This is a genomic window from Thalassospira lohafexi (genome assembly GCF_002844275.1).
GTDB classification, from domain to species: Bacteria; Pseudomonadota; Alphaproteobacteria; order Rhodospirillales; family Thalassospiraceae; genus Thalassospira; species Thalassospira lohafexi.
Map to the genome: position 1 here is coordinate 27,028 of NZ_NXGX01000001.1, position 26,020 is coordinate 53,047.

Annotated in this window: 22 protein-coding genes and 1 tRNA gene; 11 read left to right on the forward strand and 12 right to left on the reverse strand. The window is 53.6% G+C overall.

Annotated elements, in window-relative coordinates; genetic code table 11:
* Positions 1–173: 173 nt before the first annotated feature.
* Positions 174–1,310, reverse strand: coding sequence for a hypothetical protein (locus tag COO92_RS00105; RefSeq protein ID WP_101298851.1), 1,137 nt, complete (start codon positions 1,308–1,310; stop codon positions 174–176).
* 82 nt (positions 1,311–1,392) lie between these two features.
* Positions 1,393–2,508, reverse strand: a complete 1,116-nt coding sequence (locus tag COO92_RS00110) for a hypothetical protein (protein WP_101298853.1) — start codon at positions 2,506–2,508, stop codon at positions 1,393–1,395.
* Positions 2,509–2,591: 83 nt separating this feature from the next.
* On the opposite strand from COO92_RS00110, the gene COO92_RS00115 reads away from it, so the two are divergent.
* Together COO92_RS00115 and secA are read left to right on the forward strand one after the other, a co-directional pair.
* Complete coding sequence (locus tag COO92_RS00115; protein ID WP_133125019.1) at positions 2,592–2,807, forward strand: hypothetical protein; 216 nt, start codon at positions 2,592–2,594, stop codon at positions 2,805–2,807.
* A 90-nt stretch (positions 2,808–2,897) separates the two neighbouring features.
* Positions 2,898–5,600, forward strand: a complete 2,703-nt coding sequence (gene secA / locus COO92_RS00120) for a preprotein translocase subunit SecA (protein ID WP_101298857.1) — start codon at positions 2,898–2,900, stop codon at positions 5,598–5,600.
* 80 nt (positions 5,601–5,680) lie between these two features.
* Here the strand turns inward: secA and COO92_RS00125 are convergent, their stop codons facing one another.
* Complete coding sequence (locus COO92_RS00125; RefSeq protein WP_101299953.1) at positions 5,681–6,571, reverse strand: alpha/beta hydrolase; 891 nt, start codon at positions 6,569–6,571, stop codon at positions 5,681–5,683.
* Positions 6,572–6,665: 94 nt separating this feature from the next.
* Here COO92_RS00125 and COO92_RS00130 point away from each other — a divergent pair, with 94 nt between their 5' ends.
* From COO92_RS00130 to COO92_RS00145, 4 genes are all read left to right on the forward strand, one after another.
* Entirely contained in the window at positions 6,666–8,177 is a 1,512-nt protein-coding gene (locus COO92_RS00130) for an ankyrin repeat domain-containing protein (protein WP_101298859.1), read from the forward strand.
* Positions 8,178–8,255: 78 nt separating this feature from the next.
* Positions 8,256–8,687: an 8-oxo-dGTP diphosphatase MutT gene (gene mutT, locus COO92_RS00135; protein ID WP_101298861.1), complete on the forward strand. Its 432-nt coding sequence runs from the start codon at positions 8,256–8,258 to the stop codon at positions 8,685–8,687.
* Between the two features lie 65 nt (positions 8,688–8,752).
* Complete coding sequence (locus COO92_RS00140; protein WP_101298864.1) at positions 8,753–9,517, forward strand: competence/damage-inducible protein A; 765 nt, start codon at positions 8,753–8,755, stop codon at positions 9,515–9,517.
* Positions 9,518–9,590: 73 nt separating this feature from the next.
* Positions 9,591–9,932 carry a hypothetical protein gene (locus COO92_RS00145; RefSeq protein ID WP_101298866.1) on the forward strand — a complete coding sequence of 114 codons (342 nt, stop codon included), beginning with the start codon at positions 9,591–9,593 and terminating at the stop codon, positions 9,930–9,932.
* Positions 9,933–10,012: 80 nt separating this feature from the next.
* Here the strand turns inward: COO92_RS00145 and COO92_RS00150 are convergent, their stop codons facing one another.
* From COO92_RS00150 to COO92_RS00160, 3 genes are all read right to left on the reverse strand, one after another.
* The gene (locus COO92_RS00150) at positions 10,013–10,264 is read right to left on the reverse strand and encodes a hypothetical protein (protein ID WP_022730906.1); all 252 of its coding nucleotides are present in this window, start codon (positions 10,262–10,264) and stop codon (positions 10,013–10,015) included.
* Positions 10,265–10,328: 64 nt separating this feature from the next.
* Positions 10,329–11,015 carry a 5,6-dimethylbenzimidazole synthase gene (bluB, locus tag COO92_RS00155; protein WP_022730907.1) on the reverse strand — a complete coding sequence of 229 codons (687 nt, stop codon included), beginning with the start codon at positions 11,013–11,015 and terminating at the stop codon, positions 10,329–10,331.
* Between the two features lie 133 nt (positions 11,016–11,148).
* The gene (locus tag COO92_RS00160; protein WP_240626262.1) at positions 11,149–12,363 is read right to left on the reverse strand and encodes an autotransporter domain-containing protein; all 1,215 of its coding nucleotides are present in this window, start codon (positions 12,361–12,363) and stop codon (positions 11,149–11,151) included.
* 409 nt (positions 12,364–12,772) lie between these two features.
* On the opposite strand from COO92_RS00160, the gene COO92_RS00165 reads away from it, so the two are divergent.
* Positions 12,773–12,860 (forward strand) — tRNA-Leu (locus tag COO92_RS00165).
* Positions 12,861–13,136: 276 nt separating this feature from the next.
* On the opposite strand, the gene COO92_RS00170 is transcribed toward COO92_RS00165, so the two are convergent.
* Positions 13,137–13,865: a substrate-binding periplasmic protein gene (locus COO92_RS00170; protein WP_165792246.1), complete on the reverse strand. Its 729-nt coding sequence runs from the start codon at positions 13,863–13,865 to the stop codon at positions 13,137–13,139.
* A 309-nt stretch (positions 13,866–14,174) separates the two neighbouring features.
* On the opposite strand from COO92_RS00170, the gene COO92_RS00175 reads away from it, so the two are divergent.
* Both COO92_RS00175 and COO92_RS00180 read left to right on the forward strand, forming a co-directional pair.
* The gene (locus COO92_RS00175; RefSeq protein ID WP_240626263.1) at positions 14,175–14,561 is read left to right on the forward strand and encodes a hypothetical protein; all 387 of its coding nucleotides are present in this window, start codon (positions 14,175–14,177) and stop codon (positions 14,559–14,561) included.
* Between the two features lie 21 nt (positions 14,562–14,582).
* Positions 14,583–14,858 (forward strand): DUF3572 domain-containing protein, encoded by a 276-nt coding sequence (locus COO92_RS00180; RefSeq protein WP_022730912.1) that lies wholly within the window; start codon positions 14,583–14,585, stop codon positions 14,856–14,858.
* An 18-nt stretch (positions 14,859–14,876) separates the two neighbouring features.
* Here COO92_RS00180 and COO92_RS00185 read toward each other — a convergent pair whose 3' ends face one another.
* Positions 14,877–15,413 (reverse strand): GNAT family N-acetyltransferase, encoded by a 537-nt coding sequence (locus tag COO92_RS00185; RefSeq protein ID WP_101298870.1) that lies wholly within the window; start codon positions 15,411–15,413, stop codon positions 14,877–14,879.
* Positions 15,414–15,433: 20 nt separating this feature from the next.
* Positions 15,434–16,270, reverse strand: a complete 837-nt coding sequence (locus COO92_RS00190) for an undecaprenyl-diphosphate phosphatase (RefSeq protein WP_165792247.1) — start codon at positions 16,268–16,270, stop codon at positions 15,434–15,436.
* Positions 16,271–16,535: 265 nt separating this feature from the next.
* Here COO92_RS00190 and COO92_RS00195 point away from each other — a divergent pair, with 265 nt between their 5' ends.
* The gene (locus tag COO92_RS00195; protein WP_101298875.1) at positions 16,536–17,966 is read left to right on the forward strand and encodes an NAD(P)-dependent oxidoreductase; all 1,431 of its coding nucleotides are present in this window, start codon (positions 16,536–16,538) and stop codon (positions 17,964–17,966) included.
* Between the two features lie 29 nt (positions 17,967–17,995).
* Complete coding sequence (gltB, locus tag COO92_RS00200) at positions 17,996–22,561, forward strand: glutamate synthase large subunit (protein WP_101298877.1); 4,566 nt, start codon at positions 17,996–17,998, stop codon at positions 22,559–22,561.
* A gap of 170 nt (positions 22,562–22,731) precedes the next feature.
* Here the strand turns inward: gltB and COO92_RS00205 are convergent, their stop codons facing one another.
* The 3 genes from COO92_RS00205 to COO92_RS00215 all read right to left on the reverse strand — a co-directional run bounded on the left by COO92_RS00205 (position 22,732) and on the right by COO92_RS00215 (position 25,988).
* A complete protein-coding gene (locus COO92_RS00205; protein WP_101299956.1) occupies positions 22,732–22,962 on the reverse strand; it encodes a hypothetical protein in 231 nt (76 codons plus the stop codon).
* A gap of 155 nt (positions 22,963–23,117) precedes the next feature.
* Positions 23,118–23,342, reverse strand: coding sequence for a hypothetical protein (locus tag COO92_RS00210; protein ID WP_022730918.1), 225 nt, complete (start codon positions 23,340–23,342; stop codon positions 23,118–23,120).
* A 288-nt stretch (positions 23,343–23,630) separates the two neighbouring features.
* The gene (locus COO92_RS00215) at positions 23,631–25,988 is read right to left on the reverse strand and encodes an ATP-binding protein (protein ID WP_101298880.1); all 2,358 of its coding nucleotides are present in this window, start codon (positions 25,986–25,988) and stop codon (positions 23,631–23,633) included.
* Positions 25,989–26,020 lie beyond the last annotated feature (32 nt).

Sequence of the window (26,020 nt, forward strand, 5' to 3'; positions counted from 1 at the left end):
TTATGTGGAGCAGAAGGGGGCTATAGAAAGGTCCTGAGCCTAGCCAGTCGCCGCCAAATCAGATAGCCGTTTTGGGCGATGAACGCAGCATCGTGCGGCAGTTGTATGAAATTTCAAACAGGCTAAGCCGGCCCGCCTGATGTCACGAGTGGACGAGGTGACCAAGGGGGGGATCAGGCTTTTACGTCAAAAAGAACTTCGCCAACGGTGGCAATGCTTCCGTCATCGCGGGTGAAGTGCGACGTTGCGACCAGATCGCCCCCAATAAGGCGCTGATCAATTGGCGTGATCATGGAAAGTGAAATTGATGTGATGCCTTCGTCCATCAGGGTTGCCTGTTCACCATTGGCGCGCAGCAAAATTAACGCACTGAAAACGGCGTCATTGGCATCAATCTTTCCGTCCTGATTGTCATCAAATTTGGCCAGTTCGGCAAAGCCGTCTGCGGCCCCGTTTTGATCACCAAACAATTCGGCGCCGTTATTGATTTTGCCGTCTTTATTGCGATCAAGGGCAAGAAGTGCGTCATTGCCGCGGATCCATGCGGTTTGATCAATGTTGCCATCGCCATCAATGTCAAACTGTTGACCGTCCTGCAGACTGGTGATGTCGATGCCATTGCCGTCAAGGTCAAGGATAAGCGGGTCCTGCTGAAAGGCCTGTGCGATGTCGATACGGATGAGATCAATCTGAGCACGGAATTCGGAAATAGAAATATTGGCTGTGCTGCCAATGCTTGAAAACCGGCTTTCAATTTGAGTGAGATCAATCTCGATTCTTTGCGACATGACACGAAACGCACTGACATCAATCTGGGTAGTACTGCCCGAAACATTTAGGGCAAGTTCCTTGGCCGTGATGGTTGCCCCCGACCCATTCGCGCCCGAAAGAGCAACATCTTCGAGCGACCCACCGGTCATGGCATTGGCAATTTCGCGGGCCTTTTCGGGTGGGATGCCCATCATGGCAAGGACGATAAATGCATCACGGTTCAGGCGTGTTTGTGCCTCGCTCAAGGCCGGTTTTAAGGCGTTAAATGCATCAAGTGGGTTTGTCTCGACCTGAAACACGGGCTGTCGGAACGCGGAAATGGCTTCTTCGAGGCGCTTGCTGGCCTCGATGCTCAAATCAATTTGATCGGCAATTGCGCGTTCACGCGCCCGATCATTCCTGCTGCCGCCATTTGCCGAGTTCGACATATCTGGTACATTTGCACCAACAGCACTTTGTGCCGCGGCATTCAGTGTCGCCGTTTGCGATGTCGACGGAGTGTTAAAAGACGGAGTGTTAAAAGTGGTGTGCTCGAACATTCAGCGCCTCCTTCCTGAAGGGCTGGGGATGCCGACATATGCGGCATCCCGAACGATTGATTAACTCAGAACTTCCTGTTCTTTAGGCCTGAACGTCTTGTTGTTGGGTTGGATCAAGAACGGGAACGGTTTCACCGGTCGGGAACGAGAAGGTCGCACCATTATCGTCCTGACCAAAACGGCCCATCGGCATCAACATATCAACCGTCAGATTAAGCTGCGGCTTGCCCGTACCATCGTCTGGTGCGGACTGGTTAATGCCACGGACAATCAGGGTTGCCTGTTCCATGAACTGTTCGGTGATCTGCGCGTTGAGTGCGGCCATGCGTTCGGCTGCCAGTGCCTGACCAGACGCCGCTTCGCCGGAAGTCCCATCGGCGTTTTCACCGTCTTGACCGTTGCCATCCGTGCCAACCGTTGCGTTCATCAGCTCGCGGATAAAGTCAGCAACGCCGTTATCTGACATGTCAAACAGAAGTCCGCCATTTTCGGCATTGGCTGGATTGCCAAGGACATCGACCAGCGAACCACCGCCAAGACCATCCATCACCGCACCAAGGGCGCCAAGAGCTGCCCCCATGCTGTTGCCAATGGCAATGGCTTCGGTGCGGACGACTTCGATCTTGGAGGCCTGATAGTTAAACGAAAACTCGCCGGTTTCGTTGTTGATGCTGATATCAAGCGACTGCACTGCCATCATCGCAGACTCGGACGTACCAACGGCCGAACCATTGGCACCGGCGTATGAAATTGCCGTGCGGCTATGACTTGCGATGGCCTGATCAAAGGAAAATTCAAATTGGTCTTCGCCTTTTGCCGCATCGCGAATGCCGTTAAACATGGCATCGGTGGCGGCAATGGCGTCGTCTTCGGTCATACCCGAAAGCTGAAACATTTCTTCGACGCTGCCGCGGACAAGCTCAAGCGATACGTCGAGTGCGCGTTCAAACAGCTCGTCGGTGGTCAGCGGCTTGGTTGAAAGCCCCTTACCACTGGCCGGGGCCAGCTGTGCCGAATTGTTATGCGCGGCCAGCGCATCATCAGAAAGAGCAACCGGATCGACCCGTTGTCGCGCGTTGGTATTGGTCTGCGCTGCATCCTGCTGGGTTTCGGTGCCGGGTTTTGTAAACTGCTGACGCGCATCCTGCAGGGCAGATTGCCCTTGTCGAAATGGATTAAGCGCGGAAAAATCGACCATTTCCTCCTCCTGAGGATTTCTTGACGGTCAGGTGCAGGTGACAAGTCCGAAAAGACAAGGCGTACTGAACCGGCGCGTCGAAAATGAGCTACTTGCTCATGCAGATTGAAATTGAACTGAAATTATACGTTGTTTTTTTTAGATTCTCAAGCAGCAAGCCGTCAGACGTTGTTTTGCAACAGATTGCAGGGGCTCTAAAGGCAAAAGTCAGGCCTGATTTTGGGGTGAAAAGGCGAAATTTTCGCCCAGAACTGGCTAAAACCAGCCATAACATTAGCGATATTGGTTCGTTCCGTTGACAGATGGCGGGCAGGGTTCTATCTGTGATCGAGCCCCGGCCTGTGGTCGCTGCTCTATATCTGTTTATTCATTTGTTCAGGAACGTATTAATGCTCGGCTCCATCGCCCGGAAAATTTTCGGTTCTGCTAACGATCGTGAAGTCAAAGTCCTGCATGCCACGGTCGAGCAAATCAATGCCCTGGAACCCGAAGTCGAGAAACTCTCAGACGATGAACTGCGCGCCCGCACCGACTGGCTGCGCGAACGTCTGAAGAATGGCGAGACTCTCAAGGACATTTTGCCCGACAGCTTTGCGACGGTTCGCGAAGCTGCCAAACGTGTGCGCGGCGAACGTCACTATGATGTTCAGCTGCTTGGCGGCATGGTTTTGACATCCGGTAAAATCGCCGAGATGAAAACTGGTGAGGGTAAAACGCTCGTTTCGACTTTGCCGGTTTATCTGAATGCCATCGAAGGCAAGGGCGTTCATGTTGTCACAGTGAACGACTATCTGGCCCGTCGCGATGCGGAATGGATGGGCGAAGTTTATGGCTTCCTTGGTTTGACGGTCGGCGTGGTCATGCATGGCATGACCGATGATATGCGCCGTTCGGCATATGCCTGTGACATTACCTATGCCACCAACAACGAGCTTGGTTTCGATTATCTGCGCGATAATATGAAATTCCGCCTCGAAGACATGGTGCAGCGTCCGTTCAACTTTGCGATCGTCGATGAAGTCGACAGCATCCTGATTGACGAAGCCCGCACCCCGCTGATCATTTCCGGTCCCGCCGAGGACAGTTCGGAGCTGTATCGCGCCATTGATGCGCTGATCCCGAAACTGACCGAAGAAGATTATGAGAAAGACGAAAAAGCCCGCGCGGTTACCCTGACAGAAGACGGCACGGAAAATGCCGAACGTCTTCTGGGTGAAATGGAAATCCTGACCGAGGGCACGCTGTATGACGTTGCCAACGTTCACCTTGTCCATCACGTCAATCAGGCCCTGCGTGCGCATAAGCTGTTCCAGAAAGACACCGACTACATCGTCAAGGACGACAAGGTCGTTATCATTGACGAATTTACCGGTCGTATGATGGAAGGCCGCCGGTATTCCGATGGCTTGCATCAGGCACTTGAGGCCAAGGAACAGGTCAAGATCCAGAACGAAAACCAGACCTTGGCGTCAATCACGTTCCAGAACTATTTCCGTCTGTACCCGACCCTTGCGGGCATGACCGGTACGGCCATTACCGAAGCCGAGGAGTTCGAGGAAATCTACGAACTTAAGGTCGTAGAAATCCCGACCCATCGCCCAATTGCGCGTAAAGACGCCGATGACGAGATTTATCGCACCGCAAATGAAAAGTGGATCGCGATTTCCGAACTTCTGGCCGACTGCCATCAACGTGGCCAACCGGCCCTTGTTGGTACGGTGTCGATTGAGAAGTCCGAAATTCTGGGCGCGCTTCTTAAGGAAAAGAAAATTCCGCACGAAGTTCTCAATGCCAAGCAGCATGAACGCGAAGCCCTTATTGTTGCCCAGGCAGGTGCGCCGGGTGCCATTACGATTGCAACCAACATGGCCGGTCGTGGGACCGACATTAAGCTTGGTGGTAACGTTGAGATGCGCGTCGAGCATGAATTGGCCGATGTCACTGACGAAGCCAAACGGGCTGCTGCGATTGAAAAGATCAAAGCCGAAGTCAAAACCGATCAGCAAAAAGTTCTTGATGCTGGTGGCTTGTTCGTCATTGGGACTGAACGCCATGAATCGCGTCGTGTGGATAACCAGTTGCGTGGTCGTTCAGGCCGTCAGGGTGATCCGGGCGGGTCGAAATTCTTCCTGTCGCTTGAAGATGACCTGATGCGCATTTTCGGGTCTGAACGTATGGACGGCATGCTTCAGAAACTTGGGTTGCAGGAAGGTGAGGCGATCTATCACCCGTGGATCAACAAGGCGCTCGAAAAGGCACAGCAGAAAGTCGAAGGCCGTAACTTTGACATTCGTAAAAACGTGCTGAAATTCGATGATGTCATGAATGACCAGCGTAAGGTCGTTTACGAACAGCGCCGTGATCTCATGCAGGCCAAACATGTTGCCGAAGACGTTGCCGATATGCGCGCAGAAGTCATCGAAGACATGGTCGAAAAATTCTGTCCTGTAAAAGTCTATCCCGAGCAGTGGGAAGTTGCCAGCCTGCACGAAGAAGTCACGCGTCTTCTGGGCCTCAATCTGCCGATTTCTGATTGGGTCAAGGAAGAAGGCATCGATCCCGAAGTCATGCGCGAACGGATTAGTAAGGCTGCGGACGATAAAATGGCGGCAAAGGTTGCCAATTATGGTGCCGATATCATGCGTCAGGTCGAAAAAAGTCTGATACTTCAGCTTCTGGATCAGACTTGGAAAGATCATCTTCTGGCACTTGACCATCTGCGTCAGGGCATTGGTCTGCGCGCCTATGGTCAGCGTGACCCGCTCAATGAGTTCAAGCGCGAAGCGTTTAACATGTTCGAAGGCATGCTGGTAACTTTGCGTGAACGTGTGACACAGATGCTGTCGCATGTTGAATTGCAAAGCACGCCGCGTGAAGAAGACCTTGAACCGCGCCGTACGCAGCAAGAAATGCACGAAAACCTTGCCGACCATGCCGAAGGCGGTGATGACGGTGCCACGGTGCAGTCACGTCAGGCAGCCGGAAATGTTGACCCCAACAATCCAGCGACGTGGGGCCGTGTTGCCCGTAATCAGCTCTGCCCATGTGGTTCGGGCAAAAAATACAAACATTGCCACGGTCAGCTCGGCTGATTGCTATTGGCCTTGAAAAAGAAAACGCGCTTCTGACAGGAAGCGCGTTTTTTTGGTGACGGACAGCATGATGGTTTCAATCAGGATGCTTTGTCTTGTGCGACCAACGGTTTGTCCGAAGCGGTTGGTAAATGGACGCGCAGGAACGATTTGACCGGTTCAAGCACATCATCATTGGTTGTCAGATAGAACCCGAGTGCGATCAATGTTCCGGCATGACCGGCCTCGGGGATTTCAACCAGTTTGGTGTCCGGGGCCAATTTGGCCAAGTTACGCGAATTGCGCGGATAAACCGTATGATCGCGTGTTCCTGTGATCAGTAGCAGTGGCGGCATGTGTGTCAGGTCCATCTCGACCGGCTGACTTTTAACTGCTGGCGTGTCGCCAAAGGCATTCTGGGTTGCTTTGACGTCATAGGGATAAAAATCATACGGACCAGACAGGCCGATGATCCCGGCAATGTCACTGGCATTCATCTTAACCGCGCGTAGATAATCCGGATCGGCGACGAGTTGGACAGCGTTGTATGCACCGGCCGAGTGGCCGGCAAGTATCATCGGGCCAACCTTGATCTTGCTGGGGTTCTGTTCGCCAAAATCTCTCATGAAGGCCACAGCCCGTGCGCAATCTTCGATGAATTTCGGAAAATGCACACCGGGCACCAGTCGGTAGTCGGGAATGGCAACCGCATAGCCCATCTCGGTGAAACGTTTGGCGACAAAGACGTATTGCGCCTTGTTTCCAGCATCCCACGACCCACCATAAAACCAGACAATCAGTGGTGCGGGCGCGCTGCCATCATTTGGCAGATACAGATCAAGCTTATGGCGCGGTGCATCACCATAGGCCAGATCGGTGAAGGTCGGTTGATAATCACCTGCCTGAAGCTGATTAAAGGCGGAAAGTTTGTCGCAACCTGCTAGGAACAGGGCGGCAATCAGGGCATTTGCGGTTAGTTTGAGTATACGCATTGTCACCATAAAGCAGATGCTGTTGACTGAAATGTAATACCCTATACGTAGATACGGCTCATAGGGATTGCTTTCATTTTCAAGGGAATAGGCTGTGCAGAACGCGCAAGGCTTGATTAAGACATCACGGGTGATATCGGCAGTGTTTTCGGTGCTGTTTGCAGTTACGTCGTCATCGGTCGTATTCGCCACTGAAAGTGCCGGTGAAAGTGCAAATGATGCGGCCTATGAGGCAGCCATTGCCAATATGGGCGAACACCCCGATGTCGCCGAACGTATGGTCAACAAGCGCGATGATGCTGTCGGGCTGCTGGACCGGATGTTGTTTCTACTTGCCTTTAAGGACGATAGCCCGGCGCGAACCAGCGATATTCAGGCATTGCAAACCAAAATTGATCAGGCTGTCGCACCCCTAACCGATGGATACATGCGCGCGGTGGTCGGGCCAACCGTGGTCTTCGATGGCACTGCACTGAGTTTGGAGCCAACCATCGTCTTGGCGTCGAGTACGGGTTTTGCCAATACGCATTCTGCCTTTTACGCCATACCTTGCGCGGTTCTACAGAAAAAGCCGGAATTGCTGGATGTGACGGCCCCGATGTTTGGCGGTAACCGTGACAATTTCATGCCGCGATCGGGCTGCGTTTGGGGGCGGGGTGAAGTTGCCGATTATCCGATCGACGCCTTAAGCAGCTATATGTATGTCGCCGACGGTGCGACGGGCGATATGTTTGGCCCCAATCAGGGAAGCATTCGCTTCGCGCAGGCCGCTGCTCAGCAATGGGGGATGCAAATCGCCATGCTTGATCCGGATGCGCTGTTGCCTGCCCCGCCTGGGTCCCGCAAACCATTTGAAGTCTGGTCTTATCTTTCGTGGGCGAACCGCGATGTTTTCAACGCCATTACCCGCGAGCTTTCCACCACCCGTAAAGCACTGATTTCCTATTGGCAGTCAAACGGGAAAGATCGTGAAACGGCAACGGAAATTGCGCGCAACACATTGTTTAGCGTCGTCTATGGTGCTGATTGCGATACGGCGGTTCCGCTAAATTCCTTGCGGGTGATGTTGGTCGATGATCGCCCGCTTACCGACATTGAGAAAGTTGCCCAACAGAACACAGGGCAGGACGGTGATCTGTTTGAAAACTGTGCGGCCTATGCCGGGATTGATCCGTTGCTTCATATCGCGGTCGCCCGCCCGGAAAGCCTCGATGTGTTACGCGCAAACGGGTATTTCGACGATGTTGAAGCCCGTAACGGATTTGGCAAAACCGCATTGATGGCGGCCGCACAGCGCGGCAGTTTAACGGCGGTTAAATGGTTGCTAGATCATGGTGCCGATGTTGCCGCGCGTACCGACCCCGGCGATGAATGGCTTTATCCCCGGCATGGTCAACGTACCGCCCTTCATTACGCCGCCGCATCCGGAGCGATTGAGATTGTGAAAGTTCTGATCAAGGCCGGGGCCGAACGTGGAGCGACCGATGATTTAGGGTTTTCGGGGCGTGATTACCTTCTGGGGCGCGACGATTTACCGGGAAATGCAACAATTTCAGCCGCAGATCAGGCCGCCCTTTTGCAAATCCTTGATCCTGACGGTAAATAAGATCATGCGCCCCTTGGCGAAATCGGACTTGCGCGATAAAACAGGATCATGAGCATACAACAACAAGATAAGGGCTGCATGTCGGTTGACCTGCGCCAGGGGAAAACCCCCGAAAAAACAGTGTTTGTCAGTGCGGTGGCATTGGTGGACGCGGACCACCGCGTTTTGATCGCCCAACGCCCAGAAGGCAAATCCATGGCCGGCCTTTGGGAATTTCCCGGTGGCAAGGTCGAAGCGGGCGAAACGCCGGAAATGGCACTTGTGCGTGAACTTAAAGAAGAGCTTGGCATCGACATCACCGAAAGCTGCCTTGCGCCGTTTACATTCGCGTCTTTCACCTATGATGATTTTCATCTGATGATGCCGCTTTATCTGTGCCGGGTGTGGAAAGGCGACATCACGCCGATGGAAAATCAGCAGGTCAAATGGGTGCGCCCGGTGCGTTTGGGGGATTACCCGATGCCGCCGGCTGATGTACCGCTTGTGGCAATGTTACGCGATTTTCTCTGAGCCGTTTGCGGCTTGAATACGTATCGCTTGATACGAACAAATATGAATGAAGTTGTGGGGATATCATGTCTGATCCGGTGCGCGCCTGTTTGATCATTATCGGCAATGAAATCCTGTCGGGTCGAACCCATGACAAGAATCTGCCGTATCTGGCCGAAGAACTTAATACTCTTGGCGTGCGACTGGCCGAAACGCGGGTTATCCCCGATATCGAACAAACCATCATCAATACCGTCAATGAATGCCGCGACGCGTTTGATTACGTCTTTACCACCGGTGGCATTGGCCCGACCCATGATGACATCACATCCGAATGTGTTGCCAAGGCATTCGGGGTTCCGATTGAACTCAATGCCGATGCGCACGCACTGTTGAAAAGCCATTACGAAAACCCCGAAGATTTGAACGCGGCCCGCCTGCGTATGGCGCATGTGCCCGTTGGGGCGGAGCTGATTGATAATCCGATTTCAAAGGCACCCGGTTTTCGCATGGAAAACGTCTATGTCATGGCCGGGGTGCCGATGATCATGCAGGCAATGTTCCAGGGCATTAAACACCAACTGGTCGGCGGACGCCCGATGGTGTCGCGCTCGGTCGGTGGCTATATCCCCGAAGGCACGATTGCCAAGGTTCTGGGTGAAATTCAGGGCGACTTTCCCAACACCGATATCGGTTCCTATCCGTTCCTGCGTGAAGGCAAGCTTGGGACAACCTTGGTTGTGCGCGGTGAAAATGCTGATGAGGTCAATCAGGCTTCTGAACGGATCCGAACCACGATTACTGATCAGGGACGTGATGTCATCGAAGATACCGGCGAAGTGTCGGCCTGATTGTTTTTCATCAAGGCTCCAAGGGATCAGAACGGGTAAGCTTGGTTTGATTTCCGCTTAGGGGTTCGTGCCAATGACGTCCTCAGACGACAGAAACTCTCCGCAAGATGACCCACGCAACAGCAAAGCTGCGCGTGAAGGCCGGTTGATTATTAAATTTCTGATCGAACATACCGCCTATGGCGGATTTGGTGCGCTGGTGTTTGGCTGTCTGGTGCTGTTTTTTGATGTCGGCGGGATTTACAGTCTGGCGATGGCATCACGCGACGCGCCGATCTTCATCTTTCTGCTGTTCTTTGGCCTGTTCATCACCTTTGGCGGGATCAGCATGGGCATGGGAATTATGGGCCTGGGGAGTTTTTCCGATGATGATCGATACCGCGATGAACGTACCCGCCAACGTGATGATGACTGAGTCCTGCAACGCGACATTATCCGGACATGAAAAAGGCGCCAGATGATGGCGCCTTTGTTTCTTGCGGTCTTGGTTGTTACTCAGGGACGATCGGCGCCGGTTTTTGACCGAATAACACGCGCGACGATCATGCCGATGATCCAGCCTGCCAACGGCACGACAAAGATATAATCAAACATTGGATGTGTGGTGTCGCCGCCAGTTATCGCAAGGATAAACCCAACCCAGCCTGCCGTGAGCAAATAGCCCATAATCTTGAAATAGATCGCGTTAGACAGCGTTTTCTTTTCGGGCTGCTCGGGGTTTTGTGGTTGACCTTTGTCGGCAGACATCCTGATATTCCTTGTGCGTGGTTATTGTGTTTTATACGGCTGTGCGTGGGTACGCACGTTGGCTTTATCGTTCGAGGGTGAGGGCGCTGGGGTCAATGCGGTCCTGCCAACCTTCGCGGACCAGTTCAGGGACAACATGGTCTTCTTCCGGATAGCCGATACAAAGATAGGCAATCAGGCGCCAGTGTTCGGGCACTTCAAGCGTCTCCTGAACGGTTTTGGGTTCAAGGATGGACACCCAGCCAACGCCGATCCCTTTGACTCGTGCGGCCAGCCACAAAAGCTGTACGGCGGCCACAGCCGAATAATCAAGCATCTCGGGCATGGTTTTGCGTCCCAGTCCCATGCCGGCCTCGGTTTGTTCATCGGCAAAAACCGCAAGCTGCACCGGTGCCTGATCCATGCCCTGTAGTTTAAGGGATGCATAAAGCTTGGCGCGTTCACCGTGATACTCGTTAAGCGCTTCCTGATTGGCGCGCTCAAAACTGTCGCGGATGGCTTTGCGACGCGTTGTGTCATTGACCTTTACAAAGCGCCACGGCTGACAATTGCCAACCGACGGGGCAAGGCAGGCTTCCTTGATCAATCCGTCAATATCGTCTTTTGGGATCGGGTCGGTGCGAAACCGCCGCACGTCCCGCCGCCACAGCAAAAGATCGATAAACTGCCTTTGAAATTCTCGATCAAAGACCGGCGGCGTCAGGGCATCTGTACCCGTGTCGTCAGGGGTTTTGATATCGGGCGTGGTCATGCGCAAACCTGCTGGAATTGGCGTTTGTATACTCAGGTCTGCACCCTACCTGTCAGATTGATCCGCGCCAATAGCTAGATGCCTGTCACAGCCGCAATCAGCGATTCTCTAAACACTCAATTGAGTTCAGAACCTAGAATTTGAAATCGACGGTGACGAGGCCCGAATAGTCACTGTGCTGGATCTCATATGTGAATTTCCGACGCATTTCAAAACTGACCTGACCGGGGAATTTGCCCCATTCGTGGGTCATGCCACCCCCTGTTTCAAGATAGATGTTGGTACTTTCCGTGTTGATATAGGGGCTTAACGTGCCATAGCCACGGGGCAATTCTTCGGTCATGGAGAATTCAGAACGAATTCCCTCCAGCATTTCGCTATCTGTTGCCCGTTCGCGGAAGCCCTGAATGCTCATGCCAAAGTTCATCGGCTCATAGATATATTCGCTGCCGGCAAAATATCGGGTTGATCCACTGCGGCCATAATCCTGATTCATCATCGCAATGGTTTCTTCCTGCCCGGCAAAGGGAATAATCCGATGGTTTCCCATCGATATGCGATAGCGGGCTTCGGCGACCGCATCAAATAGCTGGGTGTAGGCAGTGTTTTCCGGGATCATGCTGCCGTCGGTCGCGCGCGCAGATTTGACATTTTCGCGTGCGGTGATCATGTCGCCGTCAAGCTGAACTGTAAGTGGCAGGCTGCCAAATTCATATTCCGAGCCAAACCCGATGGAGTTTGAAATTGTGGTGCTTTCAAGTGCTTCGGCATAGCGAAGAGTATCGGGCCCTGTGCCGATAGCAGACTGGCTGATGGTGCTTTCGCCAAAGCTGACACTGCCGCGCAGATTAAGCCAATCGGTCATGCGCGCCACAAAATAGGGTGAAACTGCCAGATTGCTTTCGCGATATTCCAACTGCCGTGCGCCAGCCTCGCCGGCCGTACTGCCCCAGCCAACGCCAAGACCCAGTACCAAACCATCGGCCACCAGATAGTCGACCCCGCTATCGATCGAAACGGTGTCGCCGCTCAATCCGGGGTCATATCCTGTACCGGCGATCCGGTTTTCAATATCGGCCTGATTGCCGACAACCCATATGCTCAGCGGAACACTTGCGGAGCGTGATTGTGTTGGGAAGGTACCGGCAGCACTGTCAAAATCAATTTTTTGGGCCAGCGACCGTAAAGCCGCCCGGCCTCCGAATGCTTCTAGAGTAGTCTCATCTCCTGTACCAAGTTCAAGTGCTGTTGCCGGTTGGGCCTCGGCCGGGATCGAATCGTCGAGCATCAAGGGCCCAAGCGTGCTGTCATAAAGGTCCTCGTCCATTTTATCGTAAAGCCGGTTCATATGACGTCGCCGGTTATTGGCCCGGTTCAAGGTTTCACTGCGTAAAATGGGGGTGTCGGGGCGCGCGCCACTGTTTCCGGCCAAAGCCAGAGGAACAAATTCAGCTATGCCACTACGGTGCAAATACAAGGCCGTTGAAGCCATGCACACCGAAGCAATCAGGACAGTTGGCAAGGGCCTGTGCATATGTGTCAGCGCGTTGTAATTACCGGTACGCTGCATGCTGGCGATGAAATGTGCACCTAATATGGAGAAAGGCAGGCAATCATGCCGCATTGACATCAGGCGCAGTAATGCAAAAGGATCAAATTCACGAACCACCGCCAAATGCAGCAATAGGATGTTGCACCAACGTCAAAGCCGCGCTAGAACCCTGATCTGCCGGTTCCAAAGCCGGATGTCGCGCGTTGCGGGCGTGGCGAAATTGGTAAACGCAGCGGACTTAAAATCCGCCGGTCCTAAAGACTTTGCCGGTTCAAGTCCGGCCGCCCGCACCATCTTCCCAAATTACGAATAAACAAATTTCTGGGTTCCTCGGCCATGGGCGATGTGGCCGATGCGGCACTGCCACGAAATAACCCGTTTTAACCCATAGATTGAATTGTGAGTCCGATACCAACTGTCGGTATTGGGGCTTCAACCTTGGTTGAAACAGGAGACTAAGATGATTCATCTGGTTGCTTTTGGCATTATTGCCGCGACGGCATTGTTCGCATCCTGATCTGATTGTTGGCATCTTGTATGCTCAACACATCAAAGCATTTTCTGCACAGTTAAAGCGCGTTCGAATTGACCTGTTGAATGATCGGTTTTGGACGGCTTTTTGTGATGTGCTGGCGAAGGTGGCGCATGTCTATTTGCGTTGCCGGTGACGTCGCAAAATAGAAGGTTTGCGTCGTAACCGGCTCGGAACTGACGTGTATCATTTCGGCAAGTTCCGGGTAGGTGTGAAGCAGGCTGTCTAAGACAGCCTTCTCCATCAACCCGCCGTCCGCACGGTTGCTTGCGACCATGCGCAGGATCGTCAAATCATCGACAACCTCAATGGTGTCGACATCTTGACGACGGCTCTCAAACAGATCTCCATACCAGTATCCTGCACCAAGTGCGATGCGATGGTGCCAAACCTGCGATGCTTCCAATGGAGCGTCGCGGTGTGACAGCAGAACTGTGTCGCTGATCAGGATGGGAAACTCGTATTCCAGGCCGTATGTCTTTGCCTGCCCCTCTTCGGCGCAAAATATGACGTCGACATTGCCACTGCGTGCGGCTTCTATGGCGCGTTTCCAGGGAAAGACGTCGATGCGAACCGAATAGCCAAAGCCCTGCAATAGGTCCTCGACATAATCAACAAGAATACCACCGGGCTTTTCCCCATCAACGACATAGGGCGGCCACGGGCTGCAGGCCGCAATGATGTTTTCGCCATCCGCAAATGCGCTAACAGGGGCCATTGGCAAGGCAAATAGCAGAAACCGTAATCGGTGAAGAAGGCGGATCATCTGCTGGTCCATGAAAATGTGAGAAGAACTGTATGTATGCCCGATCAGCAGAAGTTTTTAGGCGCAAGGTATCTAAAAAAGTGGGCTGATCTGCGCCTTTGTTGCCAAGTAATTGTTTTTGCGCCCGGAATGCAAATGGCATGAGTTCGAAAAATTTTACCAGATGCCGCATGGGCTCTTTGATTGGAAAATGCGCGGTAAGCTGTGACGAGATGCACAGTTTGATTTGGTTTACCGGATTTAAATCGGTTGGGCATATGAACAAGGGAAAGCTGCAGGTGGCGCAATGATGGAAGTGACCCATTGAACATGATCGATAAAGAAGACGAAGGACCACGCAAGAAAGAGCGGATCGGCAAATATGTCGTTCCCGAGGAGCGTGCGGCCAATATCGTCAAACAGCTCGATGAGTTCTTGCGTAAAGGACCCAGTAAGGGACTTAAATATTCCCGTTGGCAGCAACTGGCTTGGTATGAAGTTGTCGATGAAATCAAGCGCGCCGAAGCGGCCCAGAAAAATCAGGACACTCTGACCAAATCGGCATTCCTTAGTCTGGCGATTGGTTTTGGCACGGTTGGCTTTTGGGGACTTGTTTTATTGGCGGGAAACGGTCTGGGTGGTATTGCCGCAGGCGTGATTGTTATCGCCGGGCTTGTGATCTGGCGGGCAATGGCCAAGGCAAACTGGTTTAAATGAACCTGTTGGGTGGGAAACACGATGAATAAGGACGCAGCTGAAACACTCGCCATTCAGGCCGTGGCGCATATCGCCGGTGATGAAGAACTGTTGCAGGGGCTTTTGGCGCAAACCGGCATGGGGCTTGATGACCTGCGTAAGGGCATTGCGACAAACGAAGTGCAGCTTGGCGTGCTTGACTTTTTACTGTCGCACGAGCCATTTCTGATGCGCTTTGTTGATTTGTCTGATTATGCCCCCGAAGACCCGGCCCGTGCGCAACTGGTCCTGTCTGGTGGGCCGATCTGGCAGGACTGATCGGCCTTGAGGCCGGTGTCAGGCAATGATGGATGGATGTGGCGTGATATCGGGGCGCGGATCGGTTCGCAGTAACCCGTAAATAACCGAGTCACGTATACCAATATGGGTTTCCCATTCGCCGCGAAGTTGCCCTTCGCGCGTAAATCCCAGTTTTTCAAATGTCTTTAGGGACGCGTGATTGTCCGGGTCAATATCGGCATACACACGCCGTGCAGTTGTCGTCGCAAACAAGAACCCAATCGCATAAGACAATCCGCGTGCGGCAAAGTTTTGGCCGCGTGCCGCAGGTGCAACCATGCAGGCCGCTTCCCAGACATTTGGATCACGACCGATATTATAAAGCGATATCCGCCCAATAGCCGGACCATCTTCGGTCTGTGCGATTGTCCATGATGTTGCCTCGAAACCGTCGGTCCAGGATTTCAGTTTGGCAATAGTCGTTTTGACATCTGGAAAGGCCGGGTCAGGCAGCCACGTGCAGCAATCTGGGTTTCCAAAAATCGCATGTAGTGCCGGACCATCGGCAATCGGATTAAGCGGACGCATATACATTGGTAAGGGCTTTGTCGTGGTTAGCTCAGAAAGCCAAGGCTGATCGGGGCTTGGTCATACACGTAAACCCAGACAAGCAAACCGCCGCCCAGAAGAATTCGATAAATGGCAAACGGCGTGAAAGTCGACCGTTTCAACCAGTTCATCAGAACTGCAATGGCAATCAGGGCAGTGATGAACGATAGGCCCGCCGCCAAAAACACGTCTCGGGTCAGGGCCATGTCGCCTGATTGCTGCACATCGATACCTGCCAGAAGGCCAGCACCCAGAATTACCGGGATCGACAACAGCATGGAAAACTGCGCTGCGTCAGATCGCTCATACCCCATGAAGCGTGCCGCTGTCATGGTGATGCCCGACCGGCTTGTCCCTGGAACAAGGGCAAGAACCTGCGCCATGCCGATAAACAAGGCACCGCCCCAGCGCATGTGCTCAAGACGGTTGATGGTCATGCCGATCTTATCGGCAATCCAAAGCACAATCCCGAAGCCAAGTGTCGTCCAGGCAATGACTGCCACAGAACGCATCTGTTCCTCGATGCCCGAAACCTTGAAATAGAAGCCAATCGCGACAACCGGGATGGTGGCGAGGATGATGTGCAGTGCGAGTCGCGCGCCAGGATTGATCCGACCGGACAAAAGAACGAAGACTCCGCCGATCATGGCGAAAACATCACGCCAGAAATAGATCAACACAGCGGCAAGTGTGCCGACATGAACCGATACATCTACCAATAAACCCTGATCTGCTGCACCCGTCAGGGCAGGGGCAAGGATCAGGTGTCCCGAAGAACTGATGGGCAGGAATTCCGTGATCCCCTGGACGACTGCCAGAAGAATTATATGTTGTAACGTCACTCCGGCCTCTATGGCTGTTCTCGGCAAAAACTCATCGCTTATAGCAGTTTAGCCCGATTTGGCGAAATGCATTAATAGTACCATTTTGGTACTAATGAAACTTTATTACGGGTGGGTTCTCAAGGGTTCTCTGGGTATTCAGAATCGTCGCAGTATGATATATGTCAGTATTAGTGACCTAATGTGCATTTAATGCTGGATTCTTGGGTATTTGCCACGTATATAAAGCGAAACCCGCAACATAAAACCCTTCCAGAGGGCCGCCATGACAGAGAAGATGCTGACATTTGTTCATTTAGAACAAAAATATCCGCACAAAAGAGATGCCTCCGCGCGTCGGACGGACTTTGATGAGATTTATGAGCCTTTCGAGGACAGCTCGGCCGCCGATCAGGCGTCGCGTTGTTCGCAGTGCGGTGTGCCGTTCTGTCAGGCGCATTGTCCGTTGTATAATAACATCCCCGACTGGCTGAGCCTGACGACTGCCGGGCGCCTTGAAGAAGCCTATGCCATTTCGGCGGCGACCAACAACATGCCGGAAGTCACGGGGCGTATTTGCCCGCAGGATCGCCTGTGTGAAGGCAACTGCGTGATCGAACAGTCAACGCATGGGGCTGTAACCATCGGGTCTGTTGAAAAATACATTACCGATACCGCCTTCGCCAACGGCTGGGTCAAGCCGCCCAAACCGGCCACTGAAAACGGCATGTCTGTCGGGATCATTGGTGGGGGCCCCGGTGGGATGGCTGCGGCTGAACAGCTGCGCCTTAAAGGATATGAAGTCCACATCTATGACCGTTATGACCGCATGGGTGGTCTTCTGGTGTATGGTATTCCGGGCTTCAAGCTTGAAAAAGATGTCGTCGAACGCCGTGTCAAACTGCTCGAAGACGGGGGTGTTGTCATGCACACCGAATTCGAAGTAGGTCGTGATGCATCGCTTGAAGACCTGCGCCGCAAACATGACAGCGTTTTGATCGCAACGGGTGTTTACAAGGCCCGTGATCTGAAATTGCCGGGCGTTGGTCTTTCCAACATCTATCCGGCACTGGAATATCTGACCACATCGAACCGTCATGGACTTGGGGACAGTGTCACGGCTTATGAAGACGGAACACTGAACGCCAAGGACAAGAATGTTGTCGTGATTGGCGGCGGTGATACCGCCATGGACTGTGTCCGTACCGCGATCCGTCAGGGGGCGAAATCGGTCAAATGTCTGTATCGCCGTGACCGTGCCAATATGCCGGGGTCCCAGCGCGAAGTTGCCAATGCCGAAGAAGAAGGCGTTGAATTCGTCTGGTTGACCAACCCCGAAGCATTCGTTGGTGACGACAAGGTAACCGGTGTTCGTGCGATTAAAATGCGCCTTGGTGCCCCGGATGCTGGCGGACGTCAGAGCCCGGAAATCATCGAGGGATCAAACTACACCATGGATGCCGACATGGTGATTACCGCTCTTGGGTTTGAACCGGAAGACTTGCCGACCCTGTTTGATGCGCCGGAACTTGGCGTATCGCGTTGGGGAACGGTCAAAATCGATTTCCGCTCGATGATGACCAATCTTGATGGGGTGTTTGCTGCTGGTGACATCGCACGCGGCGCATCGCTTGTTGTTTGGGCAATCCGTGATGGCCGTGATGCGGCAGACCGGATCGATGAATATTTGCTGGCGCGCAAAGAAGCTGCTGCTTAAGCCCGCTGCCGCATGAGGAGAGAGACGTTATGAACAAAATCGTTCAGGACAAGGTACTACAAGGCACGGGTGCTGTTGAGATCGCCCGCTTTGAAAAGAACGCTGCCTATCTTGAGGCAAGCGGCATGTATGATCCGGCAGAAGAACACGCCAACTGTGGCGTGGGTCTTGTCGGGGCGATTGACGGCAAACCGCGTCGCGAAGTTGTCGAAGCCGGGATTGAGGCGCTCAAAGCCATCTGGCACCGTGGTGCTGTTGATGCCGACGGTAAAACCGGCGATGGCGCCGGTATCCACCTTCAGATTCCGCAGGATTTCTTTAAGGCATATCTTAAAGTCATCAATCAGGAAGCCCCCGAAAGCCTGATCGCGGTTGGTCAGGTTTTCTTGCCGCGTATCGATATGGCCGCACAGGAACGTTGCCGTGCGATTGTTGAAACCGAAATCCTCAAACAGGGCTATGGTATTCTTGGCTGGCGTCAGGTTCCGGTTGATGTTTCGGTCATCGGTGAAAAAGCCAACCAGACCCGCCCGGAGATCGAGCAGGTCCTGATTGGCGTGCGTGATGATGTTGATGAAGAACAGTTCGAAATCGATCTGTATGCCATCCGTCGTCGCATCGAAAAAGCCGTCCTGTCCGAAGCGATCAAGGACTTCTATATCTGTTCGATGTCGTGCCGTTCGGTCATCTACAAAGGCATGTTCCTGGCCGAAGACGTCGATACCTTCTATCCGGATCTGCGCGATGAGCGGTTCGTTTCGAACTTCTGCGTCTATCATCAGCGCTATTCGACCAACACCTTCCCAAGCTGGCCGTTGGCACAGCCGTTCCGCGTTCTGGCCCACAACGGCGAGATCAACACGCTGCGCGGCAACGTCAACTGGATGAAAAGCCACGAAGCGCGCATGGCCCATGACGCGTTCGCCGAAAGCATCGATGACCTCAAGCCGGTCATTCAGCCGGGGTCATCTGACTCAGCGGCCTTGGATGCCGTGTTTGAATTGATGGTACGTGCGGGTCGTGACCTGCCGATGGTGAAAACCATGATGGTGCCGGAAGCCTGGTCGAAAAAGGCCTCCACACCAGACAGCTATAAAAACCTCTATGCCTATTGCAACGCCGTGATGGAGCCGTGGGACGGCCCGGCAGCCTTGGCTGCCTATGGCGGCAAATGGCTGATGGGCGGCACGGACCGGAACGGTTTGCGTCCGCTGCGCTACGCGGTAACAGGCAATGGTCTTCTGATTGCCGGTTCCGAAGCGGGCATGGTGCATATCGACGAAGAAAGCTGCATTGAAAAAGGCCGCCTCGGCCCGGGACAGATGATTGCGGTCAACCTTGAAGAAGGCAAGCTATTCCACGATGGTGAGCTCAAAGACCGCCTGGCAAACCGTCGCGACTGGTCGAAATGGGTCGGTCGGACCAAGGTTCTTGATGACCTGATTTCGCCTGACCGCATCGAACCGGCACACATTAAAAAAGAGCACCTTCTGCGGTTGCAGAAATCAATGGGGCTGACCCACGAAGACCTCGAACTGATCCTTCATCCGATGGGTGAAGACGGCAAGGAAGCCATCGGTTCGATGGGCGATGATACCCCGCTTGCGATCCTGTCGGATCGGTATCGTGGTTTGCATCACTTCTTCCGTCAGAACTTCTCGCAGGTGACCAACCCGCCGATCGATTCCCTTCGTGAAGCCCGCGTCATGAGCCTGAAAACCCGTTTGGGCAACCTTGGTAACATCCTTGATGAGGATGAAAGCCAATGTGATCTGCTGCAGCTCGAAAGTCCGGTTCTGACCAACGCCGAATATGACGCGATGCGCGGTTATATGGGCGACACGGCGGTCGAAATTGACACCACCTTTGATATCAATGGTGGCAAGATGGCCCTGCGTGAAGCGATTTCACGTATTCAGCGCGAAGCCGAAGAAGCCGTGCGTGGTGGGGCCTTGCACGTCATTCTGACCGACGAAGGCATTTCTGAAACCCGTGCGGCCATCCCGATGGTTCTGGCGACCGGTGGCGTTCACAGCCATCTGGTGAAAACGTCGCTTCGGACGTATATCTCGCTCAACATTCGCTCGGCGGAATGCATGGATGTGCATTACTTTGCCGTTCTGATCGGTGTCGGTGCTACCACGGTCAATGCGTATCTTGCGCAGGAAGGTTTGCTCGATCGCTATGCACGCGGCCTGTTCCCGAATGTCGCGGGCAGCGTCGAAGTTATGCAGCGTTTCAAGGCCGCCATTGATGCCGGTTTGCTCAAGATCATGTCGAAAATGGGCATTTCGATCATCAGTTCCTATCGCGGGGGCTATAACTTCGAAAGTATTGGTCTGTCACGGTCCTTGGTGGCGGAATTCTTCCCGGGCATGCCGTCGCGCATTTCTGGTATTGGCCTGCAAGGGATTCAGCGTCGCTGCATCGCCCAGCACAAAGAAGCCTTTAACGGTAATGTTGTGACCTTGCCGGTTGGTGGTTTGTACAAATACCGCCGTTCGGGTGAACGTCACGTCTGGACCGGTCCGCTGATCCATACGTTGCAGTCGGCCGTTACCACCGGCAGCTACAACACGTTCCGCAAATTCTCCGAAGGTCTGCGGTCGCGTGAACCGCTGCATCTTCGTGATTTGCTTGATTTCCGCAGTGACCGCAAGGCCGTCCACCAGGACAAGGTCGAAAGCATCACCGAAATCCGCAAGCGGTTCGTCACCCCGGGCATGTCCCATGGCGCACTATCGACCGAGGCCCACGAGGCCCTTGCGATTGCCATGAACCGTATCGGTGCAAAATCGAACTCCGGCGAAGGTGGTGAATCGCGTGAACGTTTCCGCCCGCGTGCGAACGGCGATAATGCGCGCTCCTCGATCAAACAGGTTGCCTCGGGCCGCTTTGGCGTGACGGCGGAGTACCTTAATAACTGCGAAGAAATTCAGATCAAGGTCGCCCAGGGTGCAAAACCGGGCGAAGGTGGTCAGCTTCCGGGCTTTAAGGTCACGGTCGAAATCGCACAACTGCGTAATGCCACGCCGGGTGTGACCTTGATTTCGCCGCCGCCGCACCATGATATCTATTCAATCGAAGATCTTGCACAGTTGATCTATGACCTCAAACAGATCAATCCGCGCTGTAAGGTTTGCGTCAAGCTGGTGTCGCGGTCTGGCGTTGGCACGATTGCCGCAGGTGTGGCCAAGGCCAAAGCCGACGTGATCCTGATTTCCGGTTATGACGGCGGTACGGGTGCGAGCCCGCAGACCTCGATCAAATATGCCGGTATTCCTTGGGAAATGGGCCTGTCGGAAGTCAACCAGGTCCTGACACTCAACAACCTGCGCAGCAAGGTCAAACTGCGCGTCGATGGCGGGTTTAAAACCGGCCGTGACGTGGTAATTGGCGCGATGCTGGGGGCTGAGGAATTTGGTATCGGTACCGCGTCCCTGATCGCACTTGGCTGTATTATGGTGCGTCAGTGCCATTCAAATACCTGCCCGGTGGGTGTCTGTACGCAGGACCCGGCACTGCGGGCGAAATTCGTCGGTACGCCAGATAAGCTGGTCAATCTGTTCACCTTCATGGCCGAGGAAGTCAAAGACGTTCTGGCCGAGCTTGGCTATGACAAGCTTGAAGATGTGATTGGCCGCTCCGAGCTGCTTCAGCAGGTTCACCGTGGTGCAAAAGACCTCGTTGACCTTGATTTGAACCCGCTTCTGGCGCAGGCCGATGCTGGCGGTCATGCTCGTTTCTGCACGACGGTTGGTCGGAACGAAGTGCCTGACACCCTTGATGCCCAGATGATCAAGGATGCCCGTCCGCTGCTTGAAGACGGCGAAAAGATGCAGCTGCAGTACAACATCCAGAATACCCAGCGTGCCATCGGTACGCGGATGTCATCCCTGATCACGCAGAAATACGGCATGACCGGCCTGAAACCGGGTCACCTGCATGTTCGTCTGCGTGGGTCGGCTGGTCAGTCGCTTGGTGCTTTCGCCGTTCAGGGGCTTAAGATCGAAGTTCAGGGCGATGCCAACGATTACGTCGGTAAGGGGCTTTCGGGCGGAACGATTGTTCTGCGTCCGCGTCCAAGCAGCCCGCTTAAGACCAACGAAAACACCATCATCGGCAACACCATTTTGTATGGGGCGTCGGCCGGGAAATTGTTTGCGGCCGGTCAGGCCGGGGAACGTTTCTGTGTCCGTAACTCCGGTGCGACGGTTGTTGTCGAGGGCTGTGGTTCGAACGGTTGTGAATATATGACCGGCGGTACGGCCGTGATCCTTGGCTCGGTCGGTGAAAACTTTGGTGCTGGCATGACCGGTGGCATGGCCTTCATCTATGACGTCAATGGCACATTCGCCGATGTCGTCAATGACGGCTCCATTCTTTACCAGCGCATTGAAACCCAGCATTGGGACGAACAGTGCCGGGCCCTGATCGAGGAACATGTTGCAGAAACCGAAAGTGGTTATGCACGCACCATCCTTGATAACTGGGATCGTGAACGCGGTCACTTCTGGCAGATCGTGCCAAAGGAAATCGTTGATAAGCTGGAACATCCTATTCGCTCGATGAGCGAAGACCAGGCAACTGCGTGATCTGATCACGCTTTTGCGCAAGCTCCCTTGTCCAACACACCTGGACAAATAAACTGGCCCCGTACTTCGGTACGGGGCTCTTTTCTTTGCCGGCAACGGTCGGGGATGCAAAAAGGCGGGTCAGAAATGGCCCGCCTTTTTATATGGTGCCGCGTAAAGGCACGCGCGCTCTAAAGCAGGATGTTGAGGTATGTGCCGCGCCGGGCATTGTGGTCGATCTGATCAGTGGCGATCAGATTGCGCAGGCGCGCAAGCTGGGCGGCGATAAAGCTGTCAGGCGATGGCTGATCGGGAAGTGACGGAGTCCGTCCACGGGCGCGCACCGCGCCATCCTGTCGGGTCGTGCGCGCATCCTGCAGTCCTGTTTGGGATGTTCCAGTACCAATTCTATTGGTGGGCATCTTACCGCTGACAATGTGGTTCAGGTTTAAACTGCCTGATCCTACCATGGGCATCGTGGTTTGTCATGAACAGGACGCTTGCGATGGCTGCTTGCCATTTAGACAGAAAAAAGGGTGGCGACTGCCACCCCGGAGGAAGCTAACGAGAGGGAAAATCACGTTAGGATATTAACATTCGTACCGCGTGCGCCGCGCGTTTCGAGCGGCTGGTGTTCTGTCACAATAGAACCAATGGTTTTGGCAAGGCTGGTTGCCTTGTTAATCGCACCCTCAGCAGCGGCAAACGGCAGTGACGGGCTTGCGCCACCTTGCGGCGTAATCGCCTCGTTAACAGCCTGTGCTGCGGCACTTAATCCTGAACCCTGAACTGAACCAACCATTCTGACCTCATTACATTACCGGGAGGGGACATTTACCCATCGCAGGAGGTGATTAAATCTCTAGCTCCTAGAGTATGGGTTCAGTATGTCAAAAAATGTGATGGCTGTCACACGTGGGCAAGCCCCGTGCAAATAGGGGTGTGTAACCACGTGCAATACAACGATTTCGCACGGTCAAAATGGAAAGAATTTTTTAACCTTTTGCCAGCGTACCAGCCCAAACGGTGTGACAAAGTCCCAAGACTCGACCCCAAAAACCATTGCGAGACCGGTTTTCGTCGATTGTCCTTAGGTGCTTTGGCGCTCCGCGCGAAGTGCCAGGGCATCGTGGATGGCTTTTTGAAGTTGTGCCGGGCGGAAGGGCTTTTTGATAAACACATAATTGCCCAGAAGCTTATCAAGCTCCTTGCGTGACCGTGCAGGGAAGCCGGACATGAAAACAACGGCGTATTGCGGGTTTTGGCGCAATGCTTCGATGATCAATTGTGGGCCACTGCGCCCTGACATGACAACATCGGTCAGGATCACGTCGATCTTGTTGGTGTCGTCGGTGGATTTAAGGATTTCAAGCGCCTCTTCGGTGCTTTTGGCCGAAACGGCCTTAAATCCGGCATCCTCAAGGATGATGCCCGCAGTTGTGCGCAACGACTGTTCATCATCAACCACCAGAATGCGTTCGCCATTGCCCGGAATGCTATCGATGACGTCTTTTGACTGGGTTGCTTCCTCGGTGGCTTCGACGTGCGGTAGATAGACCGAGAAGGTTGTCCCTTCGCCTTCGACCGTTTCTACATTGATAAAGCCATGGGCCTCTTCGACCCAGTTATGCACAATCGAAAGTCCAAGCCCCGTCCCCTTGCCCGGTTCCTTGGTGGAAAAGAACGGTTCGAAAATGTTTTCCAGAATATCATCAGGGATGCCCATGCCGGTATCCTGCACTGTGATGACAACAAACTTTCCAGAAACATTATCGGGATAGGTTTCTTCATCGTCATCGACACTGCGTTGTGCCAACGGCGCAATCTCAACACTGCGCGACGAAATTTGCAGTGTGCCACCGTCAGGCATGGCATCGCGGGCATTGATCGCAAGGTTCAACAGGCAAGCCGAAAGCTGTGTCGGGTCAACGCGGGTGTGAAGTTCCGGCTCGTTCGACCAGATCTGAAGTTCGATCCGGTGTTCAAGCAACGTGATCAGCAGCTTTTCCATTTCGGAAAAAACGCTGTACACGCGGACATTGGTTGGCTGATCAATGCGGCGGCGCGAGAACATCAAAAGTTGATCGGCAACACTGGTGGCGCGCTCACCCAGTGAAATCACGTGATCAAGGTATTCTTTTACGCGATCCGGGTTGTCGATCTTGGCACGTGCAACTTCGGCAAAACTCAAAATACCCGCAAGGCAGTTGTTAAATTCATGCGCAACCCCACCGGCCATTTGCCCAACAGCCTCAAGCTTTTGCGACGTTGCCAATTGGCGTTGCAGTGCCTGTTGTTCCTCGGTTGCCCGGCGTTGTGATGTAATGTCACTACCCGTACCGCGATACCCTTTGAACGTGCCATCAAGTTCAAAGACTGGAACACCGTTGATGCGCCCAAAGTGCTTTTCGCCTTGGCGCGATGTCCATGAAAATTCGATGTTCTGGAACGCCATATGGGCCGACAAGCGCGAATTAAGATACCGCCATCCATCCTGATCTTCTGAATGAAGTCCCAGTTTGTCAAAAGACTGACCTTGCGGCGATCCGTTGATTTCTTCGATCAGCTGATAGAATTTATAGGACGCAAAAGCGATTTTAAGGTCCGCCCCCATTTCCCAGTACCAGTCGGCCGATGACAGGGTGAAATCGCGAAAGCGTTCTTCGCTATCGCGTAAGGCGTCCTGCGCGATCTGATGCTGGAGGGTGCGTCGCTCAAGGCTTTCGGCCATGGCATTAAGGCCGCGTTCCAGCGTGCCGATTTCGTCCCGTCCCATCGGGGTCAGCCGCGAACTTAGCTTGCCAATCTGGATGTTATTCACAAACTGGGCTGCCGTAATCAGGCGCTTAAGCACGGTTTGCTGGGTAAACAGAAAAATCAGTGCCGATGTCAGCAAGATGCACATGGCAGAACCAATGAGCAAAACCGACTGCATCTGCCGCTGGCTTGCTTCAAGGCCTTCGGTCGATACCTTGAAATAGGCATACATAAACGGCTGATTGGCATTAAGCGTAAACAGCGGGGTTATACTGACCATGTTACGGCCACTGCTGTCATCGCTGGTAAACAGGACCTCCTCGGTCATGTCGGCGCGCAATTCATCCTTGGGGAAATCGGGCAGGTCCTTGACCGAACGGCCGATCATCATAGGATCCATCGTGTGATAGATGGTCCCATCAAAACCGATCGCCATTGCCTCCTGCACATGCGGACCCAGCAGAAGTTCCATCTGCTCTGGATCGCTGATGACCGAGATTTTAAGCTGCTCGTCCTGAATTAATCGACCGGGTGCGCTGATTTGTTCGGCAATGCGTCGATCAATTTCCGCGCCAAAATACTGAACATAATACCCGCCAAAAAGCCCGAGCAGAATGGTCTCAACGATCACAATCGAAAGTGCGATCTTGAAAACCAGACTGCCGATCATCCGGTCCAACAGCTTCTTCACGCGGTTATTTTCCCCCTGTCCTCACTCCGCAG